25 protein-coding genes, 1 tRNA gene and 1 other annotated feature are annotated in these 21,778 nt (G+C 62.0%); of the genes, 23 read left to right on the top strand and 3 right to left on the bottom strand.

The genetic code is table 11. From position 1 onward, the window contains the following. Positions 1 to 209 precede the first annotated feature (209 nt). From rhaB to rhaM, 4 genes are all read left to right on the top strand, one after another. A complete protein-coding gene (gene rhaB / locus CK910_RS23245) occupies positions 210 to 1,694 on the top strand; it encodes a rhamnulokinase (RefSeq protein WP_098984894.1) in 1,485 nt (494 codons plus the stop codon). Continuing rightward, positions 1,691 to 2,950, top strand: a complete 1,260-nt coding sequence (locus CK910_RS23240) for an L-rhamnose isomerase (RefSeq protein ID WP_098984893.1) — start codon at positions 1,691 to 1,693, stop codon at positions 2,948 to 2,950. Before rhaB ends, CK910_RS23240 begins: the two co-directional genes overlap by 4 nt. 133 nt (positions 2,951 to 3,083) lie before the next feature. Further along, a complete protein-coding gene (rhaT, locus tag CK910_RS23235; RefSeq protein ID WP_043135025.1) occupies positions 3,084 to 4,112 on the top strand; it encodes an L-rhamnose/proton symporter RhaT in 1,029 nt (342 codons plus the stop codon). An 11-nt stretch (positions 4,113 to 4,123) separates the two neighbouring features. Beyond that, on the top strand, positions 4,124 to 4,438 hold the full coding sequence (gene rhaM, locus CK910_RS23230) for an L-rhamnose mutarotase (RefSeq protein ID WP_098984891.1): 315 nt from the start codon (positions 4,124 to 4,126) through the stop codon (positions 4,436 to 4,438). Between the two features lie 73 nt (positions 4,439 to 4,511). Here rhaM and CK910_RS23225 read toward each other — a convergent pair. After that, positions 4,512 to 4,588, bottom strand: a tRNA-Arg gene (locus CK910_RS23225). Positions 4,589 to 4,638: 50 nt separating this feature from the next. Next, complete coding sequence (locus CK910_RS23220; RefSeq protein ID WP_098984889.1) at positions 4,639 to 5,793, bottom strand: flagellar assembly protein FlgT; 1,155 nt, start codon at positions 5,791 to 5,793, stop codon at positions 4,639 to 4,641. Between the two features lie 192 nt (positions 5,794 to 5,985). Here CK910_RS23220 and CK910_RS23215 point away from each other — a divergent pair, with 192 nt between their 5' ends. Together CK910_RS23215 and CK910_RS23210 are read left to right on the top strand one after the other, a co-directional pair. Continuing rightward, positions 5,986 to 6,606 carry a FlgO family outer membrane protein gene (locus CK910_RS23215; protein ID WP_043139910.1) on the top strand — a complete coding sequence of 207 codons (621 nt, stop codon included), beginning with the start codon at positions 5,986 to 5,988 and terminating at the stop codon, positions 6,604 to 6,606. Positions 6,607 to 6,621: 15 nt separating this feature from the next. Beyond that, on the top strand, positions 6,622 to 7,053 hold the full coding sequence (locus CK910_RS23210) for an LPP20 family lipoprotein (protein WP_043139908.1): 432 nt from the start codon (positions 6,622 to 6,624) through the stop codon (positions 7,051 to 7,053). Between the two features lie 60 nt (positions 7,054 to 7,113). Here CK910_RS23210 and pheA read toward each other — a convergent pair whose 3' ends face one another. Next, positions 7,114 to 8,286, bottom strand: a complete 1,173-nt coding sequence (gene pheA, locus CK910_RS23205) for a prephenate dehydratase (RefSeq protein ID WP_043139906.1) — start codon at positions 8,284 to 8,286, stop codon at positions 7,114 to 7,116. A 38-nt stretch (positions 8,287 to 8,324) separates the two neighbouring features. Continuing rightward, positions 8,325 to 8,447, bottom strand: a sequence feature (Phe leader region). Between the two features lie 169 nt (positions 8,448 to 8,616). On the opposite strand from pheA, the gene CK910_RS23200 reads away from it, so the two are divergent. From CK910_RS23200 to CK910_RS23120, 17 genes are all read left to right on the top strand, one after another. Next, the gene (locus CK910_RS23200; RefSeq protein WP_098984885.1) at positions 8,617 to 9,213 is read left to right on the top strand and encodes an HAD family hydrolase; all 597 of its coding nucleotides are present in this window, start codon (positions 8,617 to 8,619) and stop codon (positions 9,211 to 9,213) included. Between the two features lie 31 nt (positions 9,214 to 9,244). Next, positions 9,245 to 9,523 carry a DUF6482 family protein gene (locus CK910_RS23195; RefSeq protein WP_043134374.1) on the top strand — a complete coding sequence of 93 codons (279 nt, stop codon included), beginning with the start codon at positions 9,245 to 9,247 and terminating at the stop codon, positions 9,521 to 9,523. 45 nt (positions 9,524 to 9,568) lie between these two features. After that, positions 9,569 to 10,441: a hypothetical protein gene (locus CK910_RS23190; protein ID WP_043554728.1), complete on the top strand. Its 873-nt coding sequence runs from the start codon at positions 9,569 to 9,571 to the stop codon at positions 10,439 to 10,441. Positions 10,442 to 10,541: 100 nt separating this feature from the next. Continuing rightward, on the top strand, positions 10,542 to 11,090 hold the full coding sequence (locus CK910_RS23185) for a DUF3157 family protein (RefSeq protein WP_098984883.1): 549 nt from the start codon (positions 10,542 to 10,544) through the stop codon (positions 11,088 to 11,090). A gap of 207 nt (positions 11,091 to 11,297) precedes the next feature. Further along, complete coding sequence (locus CK910_RS23180) at positions 11,298 to 11,927, top strand: outer membrane beta-barrel protein (protein ID WP_098984881.1); 630 nt, start codon at positions 11,298 to 11,300, stop codon at positions 11,925 to 11,927. A gap of 173 nt (positions 11,928 to 12,100) precedes the next feature. Next, complete coding sequence (locus tag CK910_RS23175; RefSeq protein WP_098984879.1) at positions 12,101 to 13,045, top strand: YbgA family protein; 945 nt, start codon at positions 12,101 to 12,103, stop codon at positions 13,043 to 13,045. 159 nt (positions 13,046 to 13,204) lie between these two features. Beyond that, positions 13,205 to 14,092, top strand: a complete 888-nt coding sequence (locus CK910_RS23170; protein WP_098984878.1) for a MerR family transcriptional regulator — start codon at positions 13,205 to 13,207, stop codon at positions 14,090 to 14,092. Then, positions 14,089 to 15,510: a deoxyribodipyrimidine photo-lyase gene (gene phrB / locus CK910_RS23165; RefSeq protein ID WP_098984876.1), complete on the top strand. Its 1,422-nt coding sequence runs from the start codon at positions 14,089 to 14,091 to the stop codon at positions 15,508 to 15,510. Before CK910_RS23170 ends, phrB begins: the two co-directional genes overlap by 4 nt. 1 nt (position 15,511) lies before the next feature. Beyond that, entirely contained in the window at positions 15,512 to 15,940 is a 429-nt protein-coding gene (locus tag CK910_RS23160; RefSeq protein WP_098984874.1) for a nuclear transport factor 2 family protein, read from the top strand. Then, positions 15,937 to 16,671 carry an SDR family NAD(P)-dependent oxidoreductase gene (locus CK910_RS23155; protein WP_172955408.1) on the top strand — a complete coding sequence of 245 codons (735 nt, stop codon included), beginning with the start codon at positions 15,937 to 15,939 and terminating at the stop codon, positions 16,669 to 16,671. Before CK910_RS23160 ends, CK910_RS23155 begins: the two co-directional genes overlap by 4 nt. Beyond that, positions 16,668 to 17,927, top strand: coding sequence for an NAD(P)/FAD-dependent oxidoreductase (locus CK910_RS23150; RefSeq protein WP_098984872.1), 1,260 nt, complete (start codon positions 16,668 to 16,670; stop codon positions 17,925 to 17,927). The genes CK910_RS23155 and CK910_RS23150 overlap by 4 nt, the downstream gene beginning before the upstream one ends. Further along, a complete protein-coding gene (locus tag CK910_RS23145) occupies positions 17,924 to 18,676 on the top strand; it encodes a DUF1365 domain-containing protein (RefSeq protein WP_043134390.1) in 753 nt (250 codons plus the stop codon). Before CK910_RS23150 ends, CK910_RS23145 begins: the two co-directional genes overlap by 4 nt. Then, positions 18,676 to 19,932 (top strand): SAM-dependent methyltransferase, encoded by a 1,257-nt coding sequence (locus tag CK910_RS23140; protein WP_098984870.1) that lies wholly within the window; start codon positions 18,676 to 18,678, stop codon positions 19,930 to 19,932. Before CK910_RS23145 ends, CK910_RS23140 begins: the two co-directional genes overlap by 1 nt. Positions 19,933 to 19,934: 2 nt before the next feature. Then, positions 19,935 to 20,414, top strand: coding sequence for a DUF2878 domain-containing protein (locus CK910_RS23135; protein ID WP_098984868.1), 480 nt, complete (start codon positions 19,935 to 19,937; stop codon positions 20,412 to 20,414). Further along, the gene (locus CK910_RS23130) at positions 20,411 to 20,629 is read left to right on the top strand and encodes a TIGR02450 family Trp-rich protein (protein ID WP_043134397.1); all 219 of its coding nucleotides are present in this window, start codon (positions 20,411 to 20,413) and stop codon (positions 20,627 to 20,629) included. The genes CK910_RS23135 and CK910_RS23130 overlap by 4 nt, the downstream gene beginning before the upstream one ends. After that, positions 20,586 to 21,128, top strand: a complete 543-nt coding sequence (locus CK910_RS23125; RefSeq protein WP_098984867.1) for a chalcone isomerase family protein — start codon at positions 20,586 to 20,588, stop codon at positions 21,126 to 21,128. The genes CK910_RS23130 and CK910_RS23125 overlap by 44 nt, the downstream gene beginning before the upstream one ends. A gap of 14 nt (positions 21,129 to 21,142) precedes the next feature. Continuing rightward, the gene (locus CK910_RS23120) at positions 21,143 to 21,685 is read left to right on the top strand and encodes a DUF3833 domain-containing protein (protein ID WP_172955407.1); all 543 of its coding nucleotides are present in this window, start codon (positions 21,143 to 21,145) and stop codon (positions 21,683 to 21,685) included. Positions 21,686 to 21,778 lie beyond the last annotated feature (93 nt).

The raw sequence follows: 21,778 nt of genomic DNA, 5'->3' as shown, positions 1-21,778 counted from the left end.
TTCACAGTTACCTCGCATTTATTTATCAACGAGTCTCGATTGCTTCCTTTTATGCCGTGGCGTTATTTGACCTCACTCACACAATTGTCATTCAGTCTCTATTTCTCGATTTTTATGCCAGCTGAGCATATTTATTTGGCCGCAACAGAAAGGTTGCCAACCATCAGGGAACCTAGAGTGACGACATCGAAATTTATGGAGTCGGTTCGATGTCAGTCAATATTGCGGCAGTGGATTTAGGCGCCTCCAGCGGGCGGGTAATATGGGCCAGCTATGATCCGGTCAATGACAATATCACCATGCAGGAGATGCATCGCTTTACCAATGGCATGGTGCATAGCAATGGGCATGATTGCTGGGAACCGGAACGGCTCTTTTCCAATATCTTGCTCGGGCTGGAAAAAATTGATGCCGCGGGCATTGCGCTCGATGCGGTGGGTATCGACTCCTGGGGGGTCGATTTTGTACTGCTGGATGCGGCGGGCCAGATGCTCGGTGACGCTGTGGCTTATCGCGATGCCCGTACCGACGGTGTGCCGGAGCGGGTCTGGCAGCAGTTGTCCCGCGATGAGATCTATCGTCGCAGCGGTATCCAGTTCCTCAAGTTCAACAGCCTCTATCAGATCCGGGCCCTGCTCGATGAAAAACCGGCCTGGCTGGACAAGGTCACACGTCTGCTGCTGATCCCCGATTACCTGCACTATCGGCTGACCGGCCAGTTCAGCTGTGAATTTACCAATGCCTCCACCAGTCAGCTGGTGAATGCCCGCAGCAGGGATTGGGATCCCGAACTGATTGCGTTGATCGGCGAAGGGGGCAAGTGGCTGCAGCCGATCGCCGCCCCCGGCACCCGGCTGGGTCACTGGATCAGCCCCTCCGGCCGTCAGGTCAGCGTCATCCTGCCTGCCACTCACGATACCGGCTCGGCCATAGTCGCCACCCCGCTGAGCGGACGCGGCGCTGCCTATATCAGCTCGGGCACCTGGTCGCTGGTCGGGGTCGAGCGCAAGGCTCCGCTGACCGATGCTGCCGCACTGGCTGCCAACCTCACCAATGAAGGGGGAGTGGAGGGAACCTGGCGTCTGCTCAAGAACGTCATGGGGTTGTGGCTGGTGCAGGGGCTGCAGGCGCTGTGGCCGCAGCTGGGCTTCGCAGAGTTGGTGGCGCAGGCGGAACAGGCCGAGCCCTTTGCTTACCTCATTCACCCCAACGACGAACGTTTTCTCAATCCCGCCTGCATGCGCAGCGCCATCCAGCATTTCTGTCAGGAGACGGGACAGGGCACGCCGCAGAACCCGGGCGAGCTGGTGCGCTGCGTGCTGGACAGCCTGGCGCTGTGCTACGACCAGGTGCTCAGGGAGCTGGAGAGCGTCACCGGCGAGCCCATCACCAGGTTGCACATCGTAGGCGGCGGCTCCCAGAACCGGTTGCTCAACCAGCTTTGCGCCGACATCTGCCAATGCACAGTGCTCACCGGGCCTGTGGAGGCCTCGGCGCTCGGCAACATCGGCTGGCAGCTCAAGGGGCTGGGCCTTTTACAGGATCTGGCGGACGTGCGCCGCCTGATCCGCCACAACACCCGCATCGACACCCTGCATCCGCATGAGGTCCCGCAGCTGGACCATTACCGGACGCGCTTTGCCGCGCTCTGCGCGCACACCCATTCAGACACGTTAATAGAGGAAGTTGTATGAACCCGAATATTGAAACCGCCTTTGCCCTGGCCAAACAGCAATATGCCGCCCTCGGCGTCGATGTGGATCAGGCGTTGACTACCCTGGCCACCATTCCCGTCTCCATGCACTGCTGGCAAGGGGACGATGTCGGTGGCTTCGAAGCGGATGCCGGCGCCCTGACCGGCGGCATTCAGGCGACCGGCAACTATCCGGGCAAGGCGCGCGATGCCATCGAGCTGCGTCGCGATCTGGATCTGGCGATGTCACTGATCCCGGGGGCCAAGCGGCTCAACCTGCACGCCATCTATCTGGAGGCGGAGAGCCCGGTTGCGCGGGACAAGATTGAACCCAAACACTTCGCCAACTGGGTGAGCTGGGCCAAGGAGAGAGGCGTGGGTCTGGACTTCAACCCCAGCTGTTTCTCCCATCCGCTGAGCGCCGATGGCATGACGCTGTCACATCCGGATCCCGAAATCCGCCGCTTCTGGATCGATCACTGCAAGGCGAGCCGTCGTATCTCGGCCTCCTTTGGTCAGGCGCTGGGTACGCCGTCCGTGATGAACATCTGGATCCCGGACGGCATGAAGGATCTGCCCGCCGACCGGCTCGGGCCGCGTCAGCGGCTGATGGCGGCACTGGATGAGGTGCTGGCCGAGCGGATCGACGAGGCGCACCACATAGATGCCGTGGAGAGCAAGTTGTTCGGCATAGGAGCCGAGTCCTACACGGTCGGGTCAAACGAGTTCTACCTGGGTTATGCCAGCTCCCGTGACATAGCCCTGTGTCTGGATGCCGGCCATTTTCACCCCACCGAGGTCATCAGCGACAAGATCAGCGCGGCCTCCCTGTTTGTCCGGCACCTGCTGCTGCACGTCAGCCGCCCGGTGCGCTGGGACAGCGACCACGTGGTGCTGCTGGATGACGAAACCCAGGCCATCGCCAATGAAATCATCCGCAATGAGTTGCTGGCGCGGGTGCATATCGGCCTCGACTTCTTCGATGCCTCCATCAACCGCATCGCGGCCTGGGTTATCGGTACCCGCAACATGAAGAAGGCGCTGTTGCGTGCTCTGCTCGAGCCCATTGAGATGCTGCGTCAGGCCGAATGCAAGGGGGATTACTCGACCCGGCTGGCCCTGATGGAGGAGACCCGCAGCCTGCCGTGGCAAGCCGTCTGGGACTACGCCTGCGCCCGTGAAGGGGTAGCGGTGGGCGTCGACTGGCTCGATGCCGTCAAGGAGTACGAGGTGCAGGAGCTGCTCACTCGTCGCTGAGTTCACCCTCTGCTGACGCCCGCCATGTGTGGCGGGCGTCAGAAAAACAACAAAAACAGCGCGGTTGTCATCAAGGACGCTTCCCTCCATCGGGAAGCAAAAACACAATCAAACCTCAAGCAAGGAACATCTCATGTCTGCAATCGTATCGGGAATCGGTTGGCATCTGGTTGGCGCCGCCTCGGCGGCCTCCTTCTATGCGCCCCTCAGCAAGGTCCGGCGCTGGTCGTGGGAAACCACCTGGGCCTTCGCCGGCCTGTTTTCATGGATCCTGTTGCCCTGGCTGGTCACCTCCACGCTGATCGATGACTTCGGCGCCTTCTACAGCGTGGTGGACAGCAAGGCATTCTGGGGCATGTTTCTGTTCGGTGCCATGTGGGGGATAGGCAATGTCAACTATGGCTTGACCATGCGCTATCTGGGCATGTCTCTGGGCATAGGGATCGCCATCGGCGTGACCCTGGTGGTGGGCACCCTGATGCCACCCATATTGCGTGGAGAATTTGGTCAGCTGCTCACCACGGCCAGTGGCCAAATCACCCTGCTCGGTGTCTTTGTCGCATTGATCGGCATAGGCATAGTCACCTGGGCTGGGCATCAGAAAGAGATTGCCCTGGGCACGACTACCCGGGAGTTCAACCTGAAGAAGGGGCTGCTGCTGGCGGTGATGTGCGGCATCTTCTCCTCGGGATTTGCCTTCGGGCTGGAAGCCGCGGCCCCCATCCGGCAGGCATCGCTGGCACTTGGCATCAACCCGCTCTACGCCGTGTTGCCGAGCTACGGCATCATCATGGGCGGTGGGGCCATCGTCAACATGGCCTACTGCTTCATCCGGCTGGCAACTCGCCCCGAACTGTCACTGCGCAATGATCTGGCCCAGCCAGCGCGGAGTTTGCTGCTCAATGGCTTGCTGGCCGCGGCCGGTGGCATCATGTGGTATCTGCAGTTCTTCTTTTATGCCTGGGGCGAAGCCAGCATCCCCGAACACCTCTCCTTCGTGAACTGGATGCTGCACATGAGCGGTTATGTGTTGTGTGGCGGTATCGTGGGGCTGTTGATGGCGGAATGGAAAGGGGTCGGCACTCGTCCGGTGCGGATCCTCTGCATCGGCATGCTGGTGATAGTCGGTGCCGCCAATCTGGTCGGCATGGGCATGGCATAAGGAGCGACAAGATGATCCGCAAGGCGTTCCTGATGTCGGTGCACCCTGGCTGCGAGGTGGAATACCGTCGCCGTCACGATGAACTCTGGCCCGAGCTGGCCGCAACCCTGAAGGCGCACGGGGCAAGCAACTACAGCATCTTTCTCCACCCGGAGAGCTGTCAGCTGTTTGGTTACGTCGAGATTGAAGATGAGGGGCGCTGGCGCGAGGTGGCCAGCACGGCCATCTGCCAGCAGTGGTGGGCTTATATGCAAGAGATAATGCCATCGCACCCCGACAACAGCCCGATCAGCATGGAGCTCTCCTCACTCTTCCATCTGGCCTGATAGCGGGTGTGTCATCCGGCCCAAAAACGACCAAGGGGTTGGCACCATAACGATGCCAACCCCTTGTTTTATATGGTGCTCCCGACTGGAGTCGAACCAGTGGCCTGTCCCTTAGGAGGGGACCGCTCTATCCTACTGAGCTACGGGAGCCTTGTGGCGGGCATTATACAAGAAGCCGCTCCCTTTTAAACCCTTGATTCTTATTCCAATACTGCCAAATCCCCGATCTGGATGTTAAACGGCGAATATTTGTTCTGACTGCTGATGATGGCGCCGTCCTCGAATACCTGTACCACTTCGAACAGGCCGTCGGCCGGGTTGCGCATCATGCGTGACTTGCCATAGGGGTCGATGAAGTCGGCGCTGTGCTGGATGCGGAACTGATCCCCCAGTCTGACGCCGTTGCGCCGGCCCAGGTTGATGTGGGGGCCGCGTTCGTTCTGGCCTATCACCCGGGCGGTGACCGGGGCGCAGTTGAGCTGGGCTACCAGATCCTGCACCGCCTCCTGCAACTGATAGTTCACCTCCTGGCCATAGCTGGACTGCCAGAACTGGCCGCTGCTGCTGCCTATCTGATCCCGCTTGCCGAAGGTCCAGTTAGCGCGGCCCTGATACTCCTTGCGGCTGAGCAGGCTGCCGTTGATGCCGTCGAACAGGTAGAGCTGCATGCGAAAGTTGCGGATGGGATCTTCGTACCAGCTGGTCAGCTGGTTGCCCTGGGGCTCGATGGAGAGGTCATCTATGCTGCCGAGCACCAGATACTGGCTGTCGGTGCGCAGGCTGAGGGCCTTGATCTCCTCGAGGGCGCTGCGATCCCCCTGTTGCAGGTGGAGCGGGTCTATGCGCAGGTTTTCGTCCAGCCACTGGCGCACGGCCACCCCTTGCGGCGCGTTGGCCAGGGTCTCGAACATGCGACGGGACAGGTTGGCGGGCATGTCGTCGAGGGCGCCGTAGCTCGCCTGATCCGGGTAGCGCAGTCGCAGCCTTACCAGCGTCAAATCCTTGGCGTAATGCTGGGTCTGGCAGATCTGGCGTTCGGCCTGGATATCGGCCTGTACCGTGATGTACATGCGGCCGTTGCGCACCTCTTCCCGCTTGAGCCGGTACTGGCGGATGTCGCCGCCGGAGCGGATCTGGATCTGCTCGGAGCGCAGGCTGCCGTTTTCCAGACGCTGGATGCTGGAGACGGCGGCGCCGCTCGCCAGCAGGGCCTGGCGCAGGGCGTCGCGGGTCGCCTGCTCGCGGGCATAGACCTCGTCGCCCCCCAGGATGGCGGCACTGCCCTGGGCTTCGATAAGCTCTGCCCGGACCGACAGGCTGGCCAGCAGCAGGGTTAACAGCAGCGGTAATTTCATGACAAACACCTTGAATATGCGGGTCGGCCCTCTCACCCCTGTTGAAGTGATGGCACCGGCCGATACAGACCACAGAACCGTGCGTTGCACAGCACACCGCAAATAATTAGCAAGATCCATGCCTCATTCCCGACTCAAGCTTTGGCCAGCCGAACCGATAACGAATCAGGTGCAGATACAGGAAAGGTATCCATGAACAAACTCTTCACGGCGTTGGCCCTCGCGCTGGCTCTGACCAGCTGTGGTTCCGACCCCATCAACCGGGAACAGGGTGATCCTCGCCAGGCCGCTGCTGGCATGGAGCTCAACTGGCTGGTGGCGCGCATGACCGATCAGCTGATGGAGCGCAAGTCGCTCACCACCCTGACCGAGCCCATCGCCGTCTCCTCCTTTGTCGATCTCGATACCCTGCAGGACACCAACTGGATGGGGCAGCAGATCGAGGAGAGCTTTATCTACGAGCTGAACCGGCGCGGGGAAGTTGTGGTGGATTTCAAGATGACCGGCAGCATCAAGGTGACCCCGCAGGGTGATTTCGTGATGAGCCGCAACTACCGGGATCTCTCCCCCCGGCTGCCCATCTCCCGCATCCTGACCGGTACCTTCAGCCGCAATGGCAAGGGGATCCTGGTCAATGCCCGCATCATAGATCTGCGGACCAAGATGGTGGAGACCACGGCCCAGAGCCTGATCCCGCAACAATATCTGTTCGGCGCCAACAACTCGTTTGGCCGGGCATCCATCAATCGTGGTTACCTGATGCGCGACAGCCAGGCTCGTCCCGGCGGCCATCTGGTCAATCTGACCCCCTGACAAGGAGTGAGCGCAATGAAGATCCTGTTCGGATGCCTGCTGGTCCTGCTGCTGACCGCGTGCAGCGGTGGCAATCGGGTGGTCAACTACGGCGGCGGCAACAACAAGCCCGATGACTTTCCGGTGCTCAAGGCAGTGGGTTACGCGGTGATCGACATACAGCCGGGGCCGTCCCAGTCCGAGAAGATGTTGCAGGCCATTCGCGCCTCCAAGATGGATGCCTACCGCGAACTGGCGGAGCAGCTCAATGGCCAGCAGGTGCGGGGCCAGAGCAGCTACAAGGATTTGACCCAGACCTCCAACTCGCTGGACGTGTCCGTGGCTGGCATGGTGCGTGGCGCCCGGGTGGTGGCCTCCTATCCCCGTGGTAATACCTATGCCACCGAGATGGAGCTCGATACCCGCGCCCTCTACAACATCAACCAGTTGATGGCCGGTCAGTTCTGACGGCGAGGCAGAAAAACAAAAGGCGAACATGATGTTCGCCTTTTTTGTTGGCAAAAACGGTCAGTTGCCCATCAGTACCGGCGGCACTGTGGTCGGCTTGACGTCTTCGCTCGGGTAGCAGCCCAGCACCTTGATGTAGCGGGTGATCTTGGTCAGCTCCATCAGCGCGGCCTGCATGGCCGGGGTCTGCAGGTTGGCGGACACATCCAGATAGAACATCTCTTCCCAGGGGTTGCCCTGCACCGGCCGGGATTCCAGCTTGGTCATGTTGATCTCGTTGTTGCGCAGCACCAGCAGCGCCTCCACCAGGGAGCCGGGCTTCTGGGAGGTGGACATGATGAGGGTGGTCTTGGCCGGAATTTGCGGCGCCACGTCGATGGGCTTGCGCGCCACTACGATGAAGCGGCTGTAGTTCTCCTTTTGGTTGGCGAGCTGCTCGGCCAGCACGTCCAGTCCGTACAGCTCACCGCCAGCCGCGCTGCCGATCGCCGCCGCCTCCGGGCTTGCCAGCTCCTTGACCTTCATCATGGCGCTGGAGGAGGAGTCGCAGATCTCGTGGCGCGCCCCTTCCAGCTTGCTCAGGTAGTGGGAGCACTGCTGGAACACCTGGGGGTGGGCATAGAAGGTCTTGATGCGGCCCAGCTCGGTCGGCACTGCGGTCAGGATGCAGTGCTCTATGGGGTAGGTCAGCTCACCGACGATAGAGAGGCTGGTGTGCTGCATCACGTCATACACCTCGTTGATGGAGCCCGAGCTGGTGTTCTCTATGGGCAGCACGCCGAAGGCGGCACGGCCCGATTCCACCGCATCCAGCACCTCGCGAAAGTTCTGGCAGTTCACCTCTATCACCTGATCCTTGTAGCGGGCCAGATACTTGCGAGCCGCCAGGCTGGAGTAGGAACCACGCGGGCCCAGATAGGCGACGCTGGTCATGGGCTCCTGCTGCTCCGGGTTGAGCAGGCTCTGCAGATAGGCCTGCTGGGAGAGCACGGAATCTTCGATGATGGTGTGATAGATGCGGGTGATGTACTGGGCATCCAGCCCCAGCACTCGCCCTTTCTGGATCAGGGCGACCAGCAGATCCTGCTCGCGCTGGGTGTCGCGGATGGGACGGGGATTGGCCTGCTTGGCACGGGCGACCTCTATGCTGAGGGTCTTGCGCTTGGCCAGCAGGGCAAGCAGCTCCTGATCCAAGCGGGTGATGTCTTGTCTGATCTCGTCGAGCGTAGCCATGGTGGTTCCCTATCCAAATAATCGAGTGTGGTAGCTGCAAAAAAAAGCCTCCGCTAGGGGAGGCTCGATTCGTCTTTACTTTCTGTTCATGCGACGACAGGGCCTTCCCTCATGTGGGCCGGATAAACGAGAAAGCAAAGAGGAATGGTGCGTGCATGGGTCTGGTCCTGAAAATATCGTCATAACCATTAAGGGATTTGGGCGCTGGATGCAAGTAAAACTTGCCCGTGGGAGGCGAACGGGGCAGGGTATTGGCGTGTGCAGACGGGCTGTTCAAGCGCCATGTGGCGGCGATTGGCCCGGAGGCAGAGGCATCAGGAGGAGGTCACAATGGCGATTATTTTCGATCTGGGACGGGTGGTGGTGAGCTGGGATCCGGTGGCCATAGTGCGCTCGGTGCTAGGGCCTGACGACGCCGAGGCGCTGGCGGAGCGGCTGTTCAACCACCCGGACTGGCTGGAGGTGGACCGCGGCACCCTGTCGCTGCACACCATGGCCCGCCAGGCGCAGGGGCGCACCGGCCTGCCTGCGGCCCAGAATCTCGCCATTTTGCAGGCGGTGCCCGCATCGCTCCTGCCGGATCCCGCTATGCTGACCCTGATAGAGACGCTGCACGGGGCGGGCCACCGCCTCTATGCGCTCTCCAACATGGGTCATGCCAGCATCGACTGGCTGGAGCAGCACGCATTCTGGCGCTTCTTCAGCGGCAAGGTGGTGTCGGCGCGGGTACGTATGATGAAGCCGGAGCCGGATATTTATCGCTATCTGCTGGTGTCGTTCGACCTGAAGGCCGACGAGTGCCTGTTCATCGATGACAGCCCCGCCAACGTGGCTGCCGCGCAGGCGCTGGGGATCGGGGGGCTGGTGTTTACCGATGTGCCCAGCTGTCGTCAGCAGCTGCTGTCGCTGGGCTATCTGCCCGGTTGAGCCGACAGTCTGGAGTGCTCAAGGAGACGTTATGGAGCATGGCCGGTTTCGCAATTGGTTGAGTCACTATCCGGATGCCGGCCTGCTGATCGCCTGCCTGGATGGCAGCGGTTACCAGCTCTGTGTCGAGGTCGACGGCGAGATGCAGTGCCTCACCGACAGCGAGGAGGGCAGGCTGACGTTCGGCTCCCTCGAGCAGGCGGAGGGTTTTTTGCGGGCCCATCAGGTGCATCAGGCGAAACTGCGGATTTATGATGCGCAACAGGATGAAAATGAGGGTAATTGGCAGGAGATGATCATTAAATTCTGATTTATCCCTCTCCTTTAAGGGTTTATTCAGGATTGTTGCGGCACAATGGCGACCAATTCATCATCCGGTGTTGTCGTTATGGATGCCAATATAGTTGTGCTGAATCGAGGATACGATCAGACCTTTCAGGCCAGGGAGCAGCAGCTTGTCGAGACCCTGGCCAGCTACGGCGAACTGGTGGTCTCCTTCTCCGGCCGACTGGAATCCTGCTACAGCATGGATTTGTGCCGCGCCAGCGGGGTCAGGATCCGGGCCCTCACCCTGGACAGCCCGACTCGCAGCCGCAAGGAGGTGGCGCGGGCCAAACGCTACTGCCAGCGCTACGGCATAGAGCAGAGAGTCATCAAGACCGACGAGATGATCTTCTGCGATCACCTGCGTCACCTCAACGAGGTGATAGACCCGGTACGCTACATCTGCCATCTCACCGCGCTCGAAACCGACTGGAGCCATCTGCCCATGCTGCTGCCCGCCCCGGTCGAGGAGTTGCAGGAGTATTTGCGCCGCTTCGGCAGCCTGCCGGCCAACACCCTCTGGCTGTTTGCCAAGCAGGGCATGACCCACAGGGACTTTCGTTACGGCTTCAACAAACGGCAGCTGGGGCGCTGGGGCAAGAGCGCCCATGGCTGCCTGAGCCGTCGCTTCTCCGATCCCGAGCTGGTGGACAAGCGCCATCTGCGCATGGTGGACATGGCAGAGCAGATGCTGGCCGACATGGGGCTGGAGGAGGCGCAGGTGTTCTTTCATACCCTTTCGGATCAGGCGACCACACTGGCACGGGTGCGCGTACCGCTGCGGCTGCGTGCCCAGGCATTCGACCTGCAACCGGACATTCTCAATGCCCTCAAGAGCACAGAGTTCGATCTGGTGACGCTGGACATGGTGCAGGAGGAGGATCGGCAGGAGCTGGCTTGCTGATGGCGGCGGCAGAGGGCAAGAACGTGAGTCGGGTCATAGGCAAGTCGGGGCCGACTCTTTATACTGACGCCCTTTTCCATCGACGCCGAGCCATCACCCTATGAAACCCTTGTCCCGCCTGCTGGTTGCCCTCTGTCTGTCGCCCTTGCTGGCACAGGCTGCGCCCCTGACCCAGGTCACCCTGCCGGATGGCCGCCAGGTGCAGCTCAACGATGACTTCACCTGGGAATACCTGCTGATCAAGCCGACGGCGAGCGGTGAGGTGGTCACGGGCGCGGTGGCCGTCCCCGTGCTGACCGAGCAGGCGATGACCAATCCGGATCTGCTGGCCCAGGCGGTCAAGGACGGGATAAGCGTCAAGCTCGACAAGATTGAGGGCTCGGATCCCCTGTCGCTGCAATTCATGGTGAGCAACACGGGCAGCCGCAGCGTGGTGCGGGTGCGCGGCAGCGTCACCCTGTTCAGCGAGCAGGGTGCCCAGCTGGTCAAGCAGGAGGCCCGTTTCTGGGTGGGCGAGAACCGCCTGCCGGAGTCCTACCTGCGCAAGGGCCAGCAGCGTCCCTCCCTGGTGCTGGAGATGCCGCGCCCGGCCGGTCTGACCGGCAAGCCCCTGGTGCGGGTCGAGATTGAGGAAGTGGAGTTCCGCTAACCCCTCGCCACACAGACACCAGCTGCCAAACAGGCTCCATCACCGAGCCTGTTTGGGTTCAATTGTTAATCCGGTAACCGCCAGCAACAGTTGCTTACATCTGACATGATTTGGCAACAGCTTGCCGCTCGGCATTCCCCCTCCTGCTCGGCACAATGGTTCCATTCCAGCTAGGTCTCAACTAGCTCAACACGTGGAGTCATCAAAATGAAAAAAGTGGCACTTTCTGTTCTGGTTCTGGCCGGTTTCGCTTCTACTTCTGCTCTGGCACAGGATGCCTTCAGCTACGCCAAGGGCGGCCTGACCTGGGCACACACCAAGTCCGATTACATCGGTGGCAAAGAGGGCAACAACCGCGACTTCGGCGGCCTGAGCCTGGATCTCTCCAAGAGCTTCGGTTCCAACTTCTACGGCCGTCTGGGCAGTGAATTCACCTCCCGCAACGATGGCAACGACAGCATGGGCCTCTCCAGCCTGGGCCTGGGTGTCTACACCCCGCTCAGTACCGGTCTGAACCTGTATGGTGAAGCGGGCCTGATGGGTTACACCATGGAGCGTCAGGTGGCTGCCAACGTGAAGGACAGCGGCTGGGATCTGATCACCCGCAAGAACAGCGGCAGCATGTACGGTGAAGTGGGCCTGCGTTACGACATCGGCGCCGTCGAGCTCTCCACCGGCTACCGCTACGCCAACATGACCGACGACATGCACGATTTCAAAGTGGGCGCCGCCTACAAGGTGAGCCAGAACCTGGCCCTCACCGCCGATTACACCTATCGCAAGTGGGACCTGCAACAGGGTTCCATCTCCAGCCTGGGTGTGAAGTACAGCTTCTAATCCTGTTTCCTGTAGTGTCTTCATTTTTGCCCATGACGTCTGTCATGGGCTTTTTCATTTTCTGGTGATCCTGTTTTCGCCCTTGTGCCGTATCAGTCCGCAATAGTTATACAACTTTCATTTCTTTGTATAACTGCTATAACTGAACTCAGGCTTATACAAGGGGCGTCAACATGTACAAGATTAAAGTCGGTATCAGTGCCTGCCTGCTGGGACAGGAAGTGCGGTTCGACGGGGGCCACAAGCGCTCCAGCTTCTGCGAACGGGATCTTGGCGCTCACTTCGATTACCACCCTGTCTGTCCCGAGATGGCCATCGGCCTGGGGGCGCCGCGCGCCGCCATCCGGCTGGTCAAGCGCCATGGCGAGATCCGCGCCGAGGCGAGCAACGGCAGCTTCGATGTCACCGAGCAACTGATCGCCTTCAGCGAGCAGAAGGCCCGTCAGCTCGACTTCATCTCCGGTTACATCCTCTGCGCCAAATCCCCCAGCTGCGGCATGGAGCGGGTGCGCATCTACGGCGCCAACAACGAGGGGAGTGCCAAGGAGGGGATAGGCCTGTTCGCCAAGGCGCTGATGGAGGCCAACCCCCTGCTGCCGGTGGAAGAAGATGGCCGCCTGTGCGACCCCATTTTGCGGGAAAACTTCGTGCTGCGGGTCTTCGCCTACCACGACTGGCAGCAGCTCTGCGCCCAGGGGCTCAGCGCCGCGGCGCTCATCCGTTTTCACTCCCGCTACAAGTATCTGGTGCTCTCCCATGCCACCCCCCAGTATCGGGCGCTCGGCAAGCTGCTGGGCAACCTCGGCAAGGCGAACCTGCAGCAGGTGGCCGACAGCTACATCAAGGGATTGATGGCGGCCCTGACCCTGCGTGCCAATCGACGCAGCCACACCAATGTGCTGATGCACCTGCAGGGTTACTTCAAGCGGGTACTGACTCCGTCCCAGAAGCAGGAGCTGGCCGACACCATAGACAAGTACCGCACCGGCATCTTCCCCTTGCTGGTGCCGCTGACCCTGATCCGCCACTACCTGCGGGAATACCCCAATCCCTATCTGGCGCAGCAGGTCTATCTCAATCCGCACCCCGATACGCTGAAATTGCGTTACGGGCTCTGAGTCCAGCTTCGTGGCCCTGGCGCCTATCTGGTCGCGCAAGGTCTATCTGGACCTGCCCCCCGATACGCTGAAATTGCGTTACGGGCTCTGATCCCTGCTTTGTGACCCCGGGCCCGCATCAGGGCCGGGGCGCCCATACCCTGTTGAATGGAATTAGCCATGTCAGATTTACCACAAGATGATGCCACCAGACCGGATGAGGGAATTTACCCCATTCGCGAGGTCTCCCGCCTCACCGGCGTCAATGCCGTGACCCTGCGCGCCTGGCAGCGCCGCTACGGGCTGGTGCAGCCGGCCCGCACCGAGAAGGGGCACCGCCTCTACAGCGAGCAGGATATCCGCCAGATAGGCGAGATCCTGAGTTGGCTGGAGCGGGGGGTGAGCATAGGCCAGGTCAAGGGATTGCTGAGCGAGCCCCAATCCCAGCTGGTGAGCGATCACTGGCAGCAGACCCTGGAGCAGCTATGCCAGGCGGTGCTCGCCCTCAGCCAGCGCAAGGTGGAGGCGCAACTGAATGACCTGCTGGCGAGCTACCCGTTCGAGCTGGTGCGCAGCCGGGTGCTGCAACCCCTGGTGGCGCAGTTGCTCGGCCTGTGGCGCGAGCGGCCCGATGGCGAGCTGCTGCAACAGGTGTGGCTGGGCTGGCTTCATACCCGCTTCGCCCGCCACCTGATCGAGCAGGAGAAGGGCGTGCCGATCACCTTGGCGAGCTGGGGCCAGGTCGGCCCCCTCGATCTGGTCTGGTCTGCCTACGAGCTGATCGGCCAGGGTTATGAGGTGCAGCTGCTGGGGGCGGTCGAGCCGCGCCACCTCGCCCTGCTGGAGGGGCGGGCGACCACTCCCTGGCTGGTGCTGCTGGGGGCCGGGCTTGGCAAGCAGGATCTGGCCACCGGCTGGCCGACGGGCACCCGCTTGTTTGGCGAGCTGGGGCGCCTCTATGACGCGGATTGGCTGACGGCCCACGGCTGGCAGCCCACCCTTGCACAGGTTTCTTTGGACCAACCGGCAGCCCGTGGCGGCGCCGTGCGCGGGAGCAAGACCCCATGAAGCTGGTCTGGTTTCGCAATGATTTGCGCCTCGCCGACAACCCGGCCTTGCGACACGCTTGCGCCGAGACGGGGGAGGTAGCCGCCCTGTTTGTCATTTCCCCGATCCAGTGGCGACAACACAAGATGGCCCCCATCCGTCAGCGCTTTATGCTGGCGCAGGTCGATGCGCTGGGCCGAGAGCTGGCGGCCCTCGGCATCCAGCTCCATCTGTTGCGGGTGGAGACCTTTGCCGAGCTGCCGGCGGCGCTGGCGGCCCTGAGCCGGCAGCTGGGTGTCACTCATCTCTACGCCAATCAGGCCATCGAAATCGATGAACAGCGCCGTGACCGTGCCGTCAGCGCCGCGCTGGCGGAGCAGGAGGCAAGTTGCCACTGGTTCAACGGCTGCTGCGTGCTGCCGCCGGGGCGTGTGCTGACCGGTTCGGGTGAGATGTTCAAGGTATTCACCCCCTTCAGCCGCGCCTGGCTCAAGGCGCTGGAGGAGGATGGCTTCGTCATTCACCGAGCCCCCGCGCCACGGGGCGAGCCGCTGTCGTGGCAGCCTCTGGCAGAGCGGGAGTGGGTTGATGAAGCATTGGGTGAGCTGACGGCTGATCCCCGTTGGCCCGTGGGGGAGGCGGAAGCCGTTCGCCGTCTGCACGCTTTTCTGGAACAGGCGGTGCTCGACTATGGCGAGACCCGGGACTTTCCGGCTCAGGCGGGCACCTCCATCCTCTCGCCTTATCTGGCTGCTGGCATCATAAGCCCGCGCCAGTGCGTAGGAGCGCTGCAGCAGAGGCTCGGTTATCGGCCCCAATCCAAGGCACAGCCCGGTTTCGTCTGGCTCAACGAGCTTGTCTGGCGCGACTTCTATCGCCACCTGCTGGTGCTGGTGCCGACCCTCTCCATGAACCTGCCGTTCAAACCCGAGACAGCCGCCTTGCCCTGGGGCTGGGATCCGGAGGCCTTGGCCGCCTGGTGCGAGGGGCGCACCGGCTATCCCATCGTCGATGCGGCCATGCGCTGCCTCAACGCCACCGGCTGGATGCACAACCGGCTGCGGATGATAGTGGCGAGCTTTCTGACCAAGGATCTGCACATCCACTGGCGGCTCGGGGAGGATTACTTCATGAGCCAGCTGATTGACGGGGATCTGGCGGCCAACAACGGCGGCTGGCAGTGGGCGGCGGGTACGGGCGCCGATGCGGCCCCCTACTTTCGGGTGTTCAATCCCACTACTCAGGGACAACGATTTGATCCACAAGGAGACTTTATCCGTACCTGGGTAACTGAACTTGCCGATGTCCCCGCCGCCTATGTGCACCAGCCCCATGACTGGTTGCGACTCAAGGGGGAAAGGGGATATCCGGCACCCATGGTGGATCACGCCGTCGCCCGGGTGAGAGCCATCGAGATGTTTCGACACCTGGAGAAATAGGATGAACGCGCCGCTGGCCCGCTTTATTGCCCTTTACCAGCAACTGGACAAGCAGCAGTTGCATCGCTTGCCGGACGTCTATGCCGAGCAGGTGATCTTCATCGATCCGGCCCACCGTATCGAGGGGCTGACGGCGCTCACCGACTATTTTGCTGCTCTGTATCAGCGTCTCGCCGACTGTCGCTTCGAGATCATCAGCCAGCAGCAACAGGGTCGCGAGGCCTGGATAAGCTGGGTCATGACCTTCTCCCACCCAAGGCTCGGCGGAGGGCGGCCCGTCACTGTGGAGGGGGCGACCCGGCTTGAGTTCGACGCCGCAGACAAGGTGTGTCTGCATCGCGATTACTTCGATCTCGGCGCCATGCTCTACGAGCAGTTGCCGCTGCTCGGATCCCTGGTGCGCACCATCAAGGGGAGGCTGGGATCATGAGCGGACGTGTGCTGATCACGGGGGCCAGCTCCGGGCTGGGCCGCCAGCTGGCACTCGATTATCGGCAGGCGGGCTGGCAGGTGTGGGGCTGCGGCCGCGATGGCGATCGGCTGCTGGCATTGGGTCGCCACGGCATCACCCCCTTGCAGTTTGATGGCCGGGATGCGGCTGCCATGGCAGAGGTGGCGGCCAGCCTGCCGCCGCTGGATCTGCTGATCCTCAATGCCGGTAGCTGCGAATACATGGATCTGGCTGAGGGGTTCGATGGCGAGCTGTTTGCCCGGGTGATCGAGACCAACCTCATCGCTACCGGCCAGGCGCTGGCCACCTTCCTGCCGCTGCTGGAACGGGGTGCCCGGCTCGCCATCGTCGGCTCCTCGGTGAGCTGGTTGCCGCTGCCAAGGGCCGAAGCCTATGGTGCCTCCAAGGCGGCCCTCGACTATCTGGCCGATACCCTGCGTCTCGATCTCAGGGCCAGGGGCATAGCCGTGACCCTGATCCGCCCCGGCTTTGTGCAGACGCCGCTCACCGCCCAAAATGATTTTCCCATGCCCTGCCTGGTGACGGTGGAGCAGGCCTCTCGCGCCATCCTGAGCGGACTGGCGGCCGGTCGTCACCAGATCCACTTTCCCCGCCGCTTCATCTGGTTGCTGCGCCTGCTTGGCGCACTGCCGGTGGGACTCTGGCTGCGGCTTGGCAGCACGCTTGTTTCGAAAGGACGCCCTTCATGAAGAAAAAAATCGCCATCGTCGGCTCGGGTATCTCCGGGCTTACCGCCGGTTTTCTGCTCCACAAGCGCCACGACATCACCCTGTTCGAGGCGGCCCCCACCCTGGGGGGTCATACCGCCACCGTCGATGTCAGCCTGGCCGGTCGCAGCTATGCCATCGACACAGGTTTTATAGTGTTCAACGATCGCACCTACCCCAACTTCCTGAAGCTGCTTGAGCGGATCGGCGTGGCGCGCCAGCCGGCCGAGATGAGCTTTTCGGTGAAGAGCCCGCAGGGGCTCGAGTACAACGGTCACAATCTCAACACCCTGTTTGCCCAGCGCAGCAATCTGCTGAGCCCGCGTTTTTACCGCTTCGTGGCCGAGATACTGCGCTTCAACCGGGAGGCCCGTGCCTGGCTGGCCGACGGCCAACGACATGGCGAGTGTCCTGCGCTGACCCTGGGGGACTTCTTGCTGGTGGGGGACTTTAGCGACTACTTCGCCCGCCACTACATTCTGCCCATGGGAGCGGCCATCTGGTCCTCCACCCTGGCGGACATGCGTGCCTTTCCGCTGGCCTTCTTCCTGCGCTTTTTTGCCAACCACGGCCTGCTCGATGTGGCCAACCGTCCCCAGTGGTACGTGATCCCGGGCGGCTCGCGGGAGTACATAGGCCCGCTCACCGCAGGCTGGCAGCCGCAGATCCGCCTCGCCTGTCCGGTGCAGGGGATCCGGCGGCAGGCCGAGGGGGTGTCGATCCAGAGCCGCTATGGCGAGGAGCAGTTTGACGAGGTGATCCTCGCCTGCCACAGCGATCAGGCGCTGGCCCTGTTGCAGGATGTCAGCGAGCGGGAACAGGCGATTCTGGGCGACATGGCCTATCAGGCCAATGACGTCTGGCTGCATACCGATGCCAGCTGCCTGCCCACTCGCCGCAAGGCCTGGGCCAGCTGGAACTATCAGCTCGATGGCAGCGACGAGGCGCGGCCACTGGTGAGCTACAACATGAATATTCTGCAGGGGGTTAACTCGCCAGTGCCCTTCTGCGTCAGCCTCAATCCCAGGGGCAAGGTGGACGAGAGCAAGGTGCTGCGCCGCTTCGTCTATCACCACCCTGTGTTCAATCAGGCATCCATCCAGGCGCAGCAGGCGCGGCTGGAGATCTGCGGCCAGCAGCACACCCATTTCTGCGGCGCCTACTGGTACAACGGCTTTCACGAGGACGGGGTGCGCAGCGCGCTGGACGTGGCCAGACGCTTCGGAGCCGAGCTATGAGCACTGCCGCCATGGCTCAGACTGTCAGCGCCATCTGGCAGGGCTCGGTGCGCCATCGTCGCTTCGCACCGCGCGCTCATGCCTTCTCCTACAGCCTCTTCATGCTGGGGCTGGATCTGGACGAGCTGCCGAGCCTCGGCCAGGGGCGCTGGTTCGCCGTGGAGCGGGCCGGGCTGCTCTCCTTTCACCGCAATGATTACCTCAAAGGCCGCGAGGGAAGCCTCAAACAGGCGGTGTGGGACAAGGTGACCGAGCTTGGCGGCGCGGCCGAGCCGGACGGGCGCGTCTTGCTGCTCGGCAATGTACGCTGCCTGGGCTTCTATTTCAGCCCGGTCAATTTCTACTTCTGCTACCGGCAGGGGGAGGCGCGTTACCTGCTGGCCGAGGTGTCGAACACCCCCTGGAACGAGCGTCACTACTACCTGCTGGATCTGGCGGCGCTGGCGCCCCACGACAAGGATTTTCACGTCTCCCCCTTCATGGGGTTGGCGATGCGCTACCACTGGCGTATTCGCCCGCCGGGGCAGGAGACGCTGATCCATATCGAGAGTCATCCCAGGTCCGGCGAGGCCAAGCTGTTTGACGCCACCCTGGCGCTCCGCCGTGAGCCGCTGTCGCGCAAGGGGCTGGTGGCGCTGCTCGCCCGCTGGCCCTGGATGACCCTGAAGGTGCTGCTCGGGATCTACTGGCAGGCCCTGCGTCTTTTTATCAAACGAACCCCCATCTTCACTCATCCGGAGAGCCGCTAATGGAACTTGTGCAATCAACCCTCTCTGCCTCTTTTATCGACAAAGGCGCGAGGCAACTGCTGCTGACTCTGCTGGGGCGTCTCGAGCATGGTCAACTGCTGCTGCGGGATGGCAGCGAGCGCCACAGCTTCGGCGTGGCGGGCACCGATCTGCACGCGGAAGTGGTGGTGCAGGATCCGGCCTTCTATCGCCGTCTGCTGCTGGGGGGCAGCATAGCCGCCGGTGAAACCTGGGTGGAGGGGCTCTGGACCAGCCCGGATCCGGTGGCGCTGGTGCGGCTGTTGGCCCGCAACCTGACGCTGCTCGACAGTCTGGAGCGGCGGCTCAGTTGGCTGAGTTTCCCCTTCAACAAGGCGCGCCACTGGCTCAACCGCAATACCCTGACAGGCTCGAGATCCAACATCGCCGCCCACTATGATCTCGGCAATACCCTCTATCAGGGCTTTCTCGATGGCCATATGCAGTATTCGAGTGCCATCTATCCGAGTGCCGACGCAAGCCTGGAGCAGGCACAACAGGCCAAGCTGCGCACCATCTGCGAGCGGCTGGAGTTGGGGCCTGACGATCACCTGCTGGAGATAGGCACCGGCTGGGGCGGGCTGGCCATTTATGCCGCTCGCCACTACGGCTGCCGGGTGACCACGACGACCATCTCCCGGGCCCAGCACGACTACGCAAAGGAGTGGATTGCGCGGGAGGGGCTCGACGATCGCATTACCTTGCTGCTGGAGGATTACCGCAAGCTGGAGGGAACCTTCGACAAGCTGGTCTCCATCGAGATGATAGAGGCGGTGGGCCATGCCTTCCTGCCGGACTATTTCCGCCAGTTGTCGCGCCTGCTCAAACCCGGTGGTCGCCTGCTCATTCAGGCCATCACCATAGCCGATCAGCGCCACGCCCAGTATCTGCGCGGGGTCGATTTCATCCAGCGTTACATCTTCCCCGGCGGCTGCCTGCCGAGCGTCTCCCAGATGGCGGGCTTGCTGGCCCGCGAGACCGACATGCAGCTGGTGCGGCTGCACGATCACGGCCACCATTACGCCCGCACCCTGGCGCACTGGTGCGAGCGCTTTCTGGCGCTGGCTCCTGAGCTGCCGAGGCTCGGCTACAGCCAGGATTTCATCCGGCTGTGGCACTTCTACTTTGCCTATTGCGAAGGCGGCTTCTGGGAGCGGGCCATCAGCCTGGTCCAGCTGGAAGCGGCCAAGCCTGGGCCCCTTGGCTGGTCGGGGGACCTGCCAGTAAGCGGTCACTGACCATGTGGCAGTGGGCCCAGCTGCTGGGGTTCAACCTCTACTGGTTGCTGGCGGTAAAGTGGCAGCAGCCGGGCCCGCTGCTGCTGATGCTGTTGCTCCACTTTCTCTTCTCCCCCAGCCGCAGGCGCGATCTGCGGTTATGGCCGGTGGCCCTGGCCGGCTGTCTGCTCGATGGCGTGCTCTGGCAGCTCGGGTTGTTTCAATTTTCGGCCGGTTTTCCCCTCTGGCTGGTGTTGCTCTGGCTGGGATTTGCCCTGACGCTGGCCCACGGCATGCGCTGGTTGCGCCCCTTGCCCCGCTGGCAGCAGGGGCTGTTTGGCATGGCGGGTGGCGCTTCCTCCTATGTGGCGGGAGCAGCCATGGGCGCAGTACACTTACCTTGGGGCATCTGGATCAGCACGGCACTGCTGGCGGTGATCTGGATGTGGTGGTTACCCGTACTCCTGTGGGTAACGGTCAAGCTGGAGGGTGAAGCGAGATGAACACCTTTTCGACCGACACCTTGTTGTTTTCCAAGTGGACCAAAGAGAGCCAGCACGAGCTGACCGAGCGCTTCTATCTGGTGGTGTCATGCCAGCGGGATGCGCAGGGGCAACTGGCCCGCGTGGTGATGCAGGATATCAACACCCTGCTGGAACAGGAGATGGATTGGCATGAACTGGAAGATCCCGCGAGCTGGCACATGGGGTGGAATTAGCCTGCTAATCGTGGCCTTGAGCAGCCCGTGTTCACTGGCCAAAGAGGCCCCTTCCACGCCCTGGCAGCCGCTGCGAGCCGTGGGGCAGGGAGAGATGAGCTGGCTCTGGTTCAAGCTCTATGACGCTACCCTCTACAGCGCAAGTGGCCGTTATGAGCCGGGCCATTATCCACAGGCGCTGATCCTCACCTACGCCAGAGAGATCAAACGCAGTGATTTGCTTACGGCCACCGCCGAGGAGTGGCAGCGACTCGGGCTCGGCAGCGATGCCGATCGCCGGCGCTGGCTCGATCAGCTGGCGGTGCTCTGGCCCGATGTGGGGGTGGGAGACAGACTTGCCTTCTATGTGGATGAGGCCGGATTTGGCCATTTCTGGTGGCACGAACGGCCGCTCGGCAGCCTCGCCGATCCCCAATTCTCCGCGGCCTTTCTGGCCATCTGGCTCGCCGACAACAGTCTCGATCCCGCGCTCACTCGCCGCCTGCGGGGTCAACTCTGATGCTGGAATACTCAATGTCTTTCTATCGTTATTGTCGCTTTCTGCTCTTGTTATCACTCGTGGTGCTGACGGGGTGTGGCAGCAATCTGGACGACTACCGTGGTCAGGGGCCGAACTGGGATCTCGCCCGTTTCTTCAACGGCAAGCTGGTGGCTCATGGCCTGGTGACAGACCGCAGCGGCGAAGTGACCAGTCGCTTCCGGGTCGAGATGCAGGGGCATTGGCAGGGTGGCAAGGGGGAGTTGTTCGAGCAGTTCTATTTCGATGACGGCCGCCGGCAGACTCGCACCTGGTTCTTGAGCAAGGGGGCGGATGGTCACTGGCGCGGCACGGCATCGGACGTGGTGGGGGAGGCAGTAGGCAAAACCCAAGGATTTGCCCTCAACTGGCGCTATCAGCTCGATCTGGCCCTGCCGGACGGGGAGTTGGTGCGGGTGAGCTTCGATGACTGGATGTATCTGCTGGATGAAGATCGCCTGATCAATCGGGCCGAGATCAGCAAGTTCGGCATTCATCTGGGCGAGGTGATCCTCTATATCGAGCGGCGTCCGGGGTGAGGCATGCCAGATCATCTGATGGGTGCACTTGGCGATAGCCGCTCGCTATCAATCAGTTAGGCAGCAACTATTACCTTTTGAGTCTGAAGGGAG

Source organism: Aeromonas sp. CA23, assembly GCF_002587065.1.
Lineage (GTDB): Bacteria > Pseudomonadota > Gammaproteobacteria > Enterobacterales > Aeromonadaceae > Aeromonas > Aeromonas bestiarum.
Note: the sequence above shows the minus strand (reverse complement) of the source record. Positions and strands in the feature narration are given on the sequence as shown.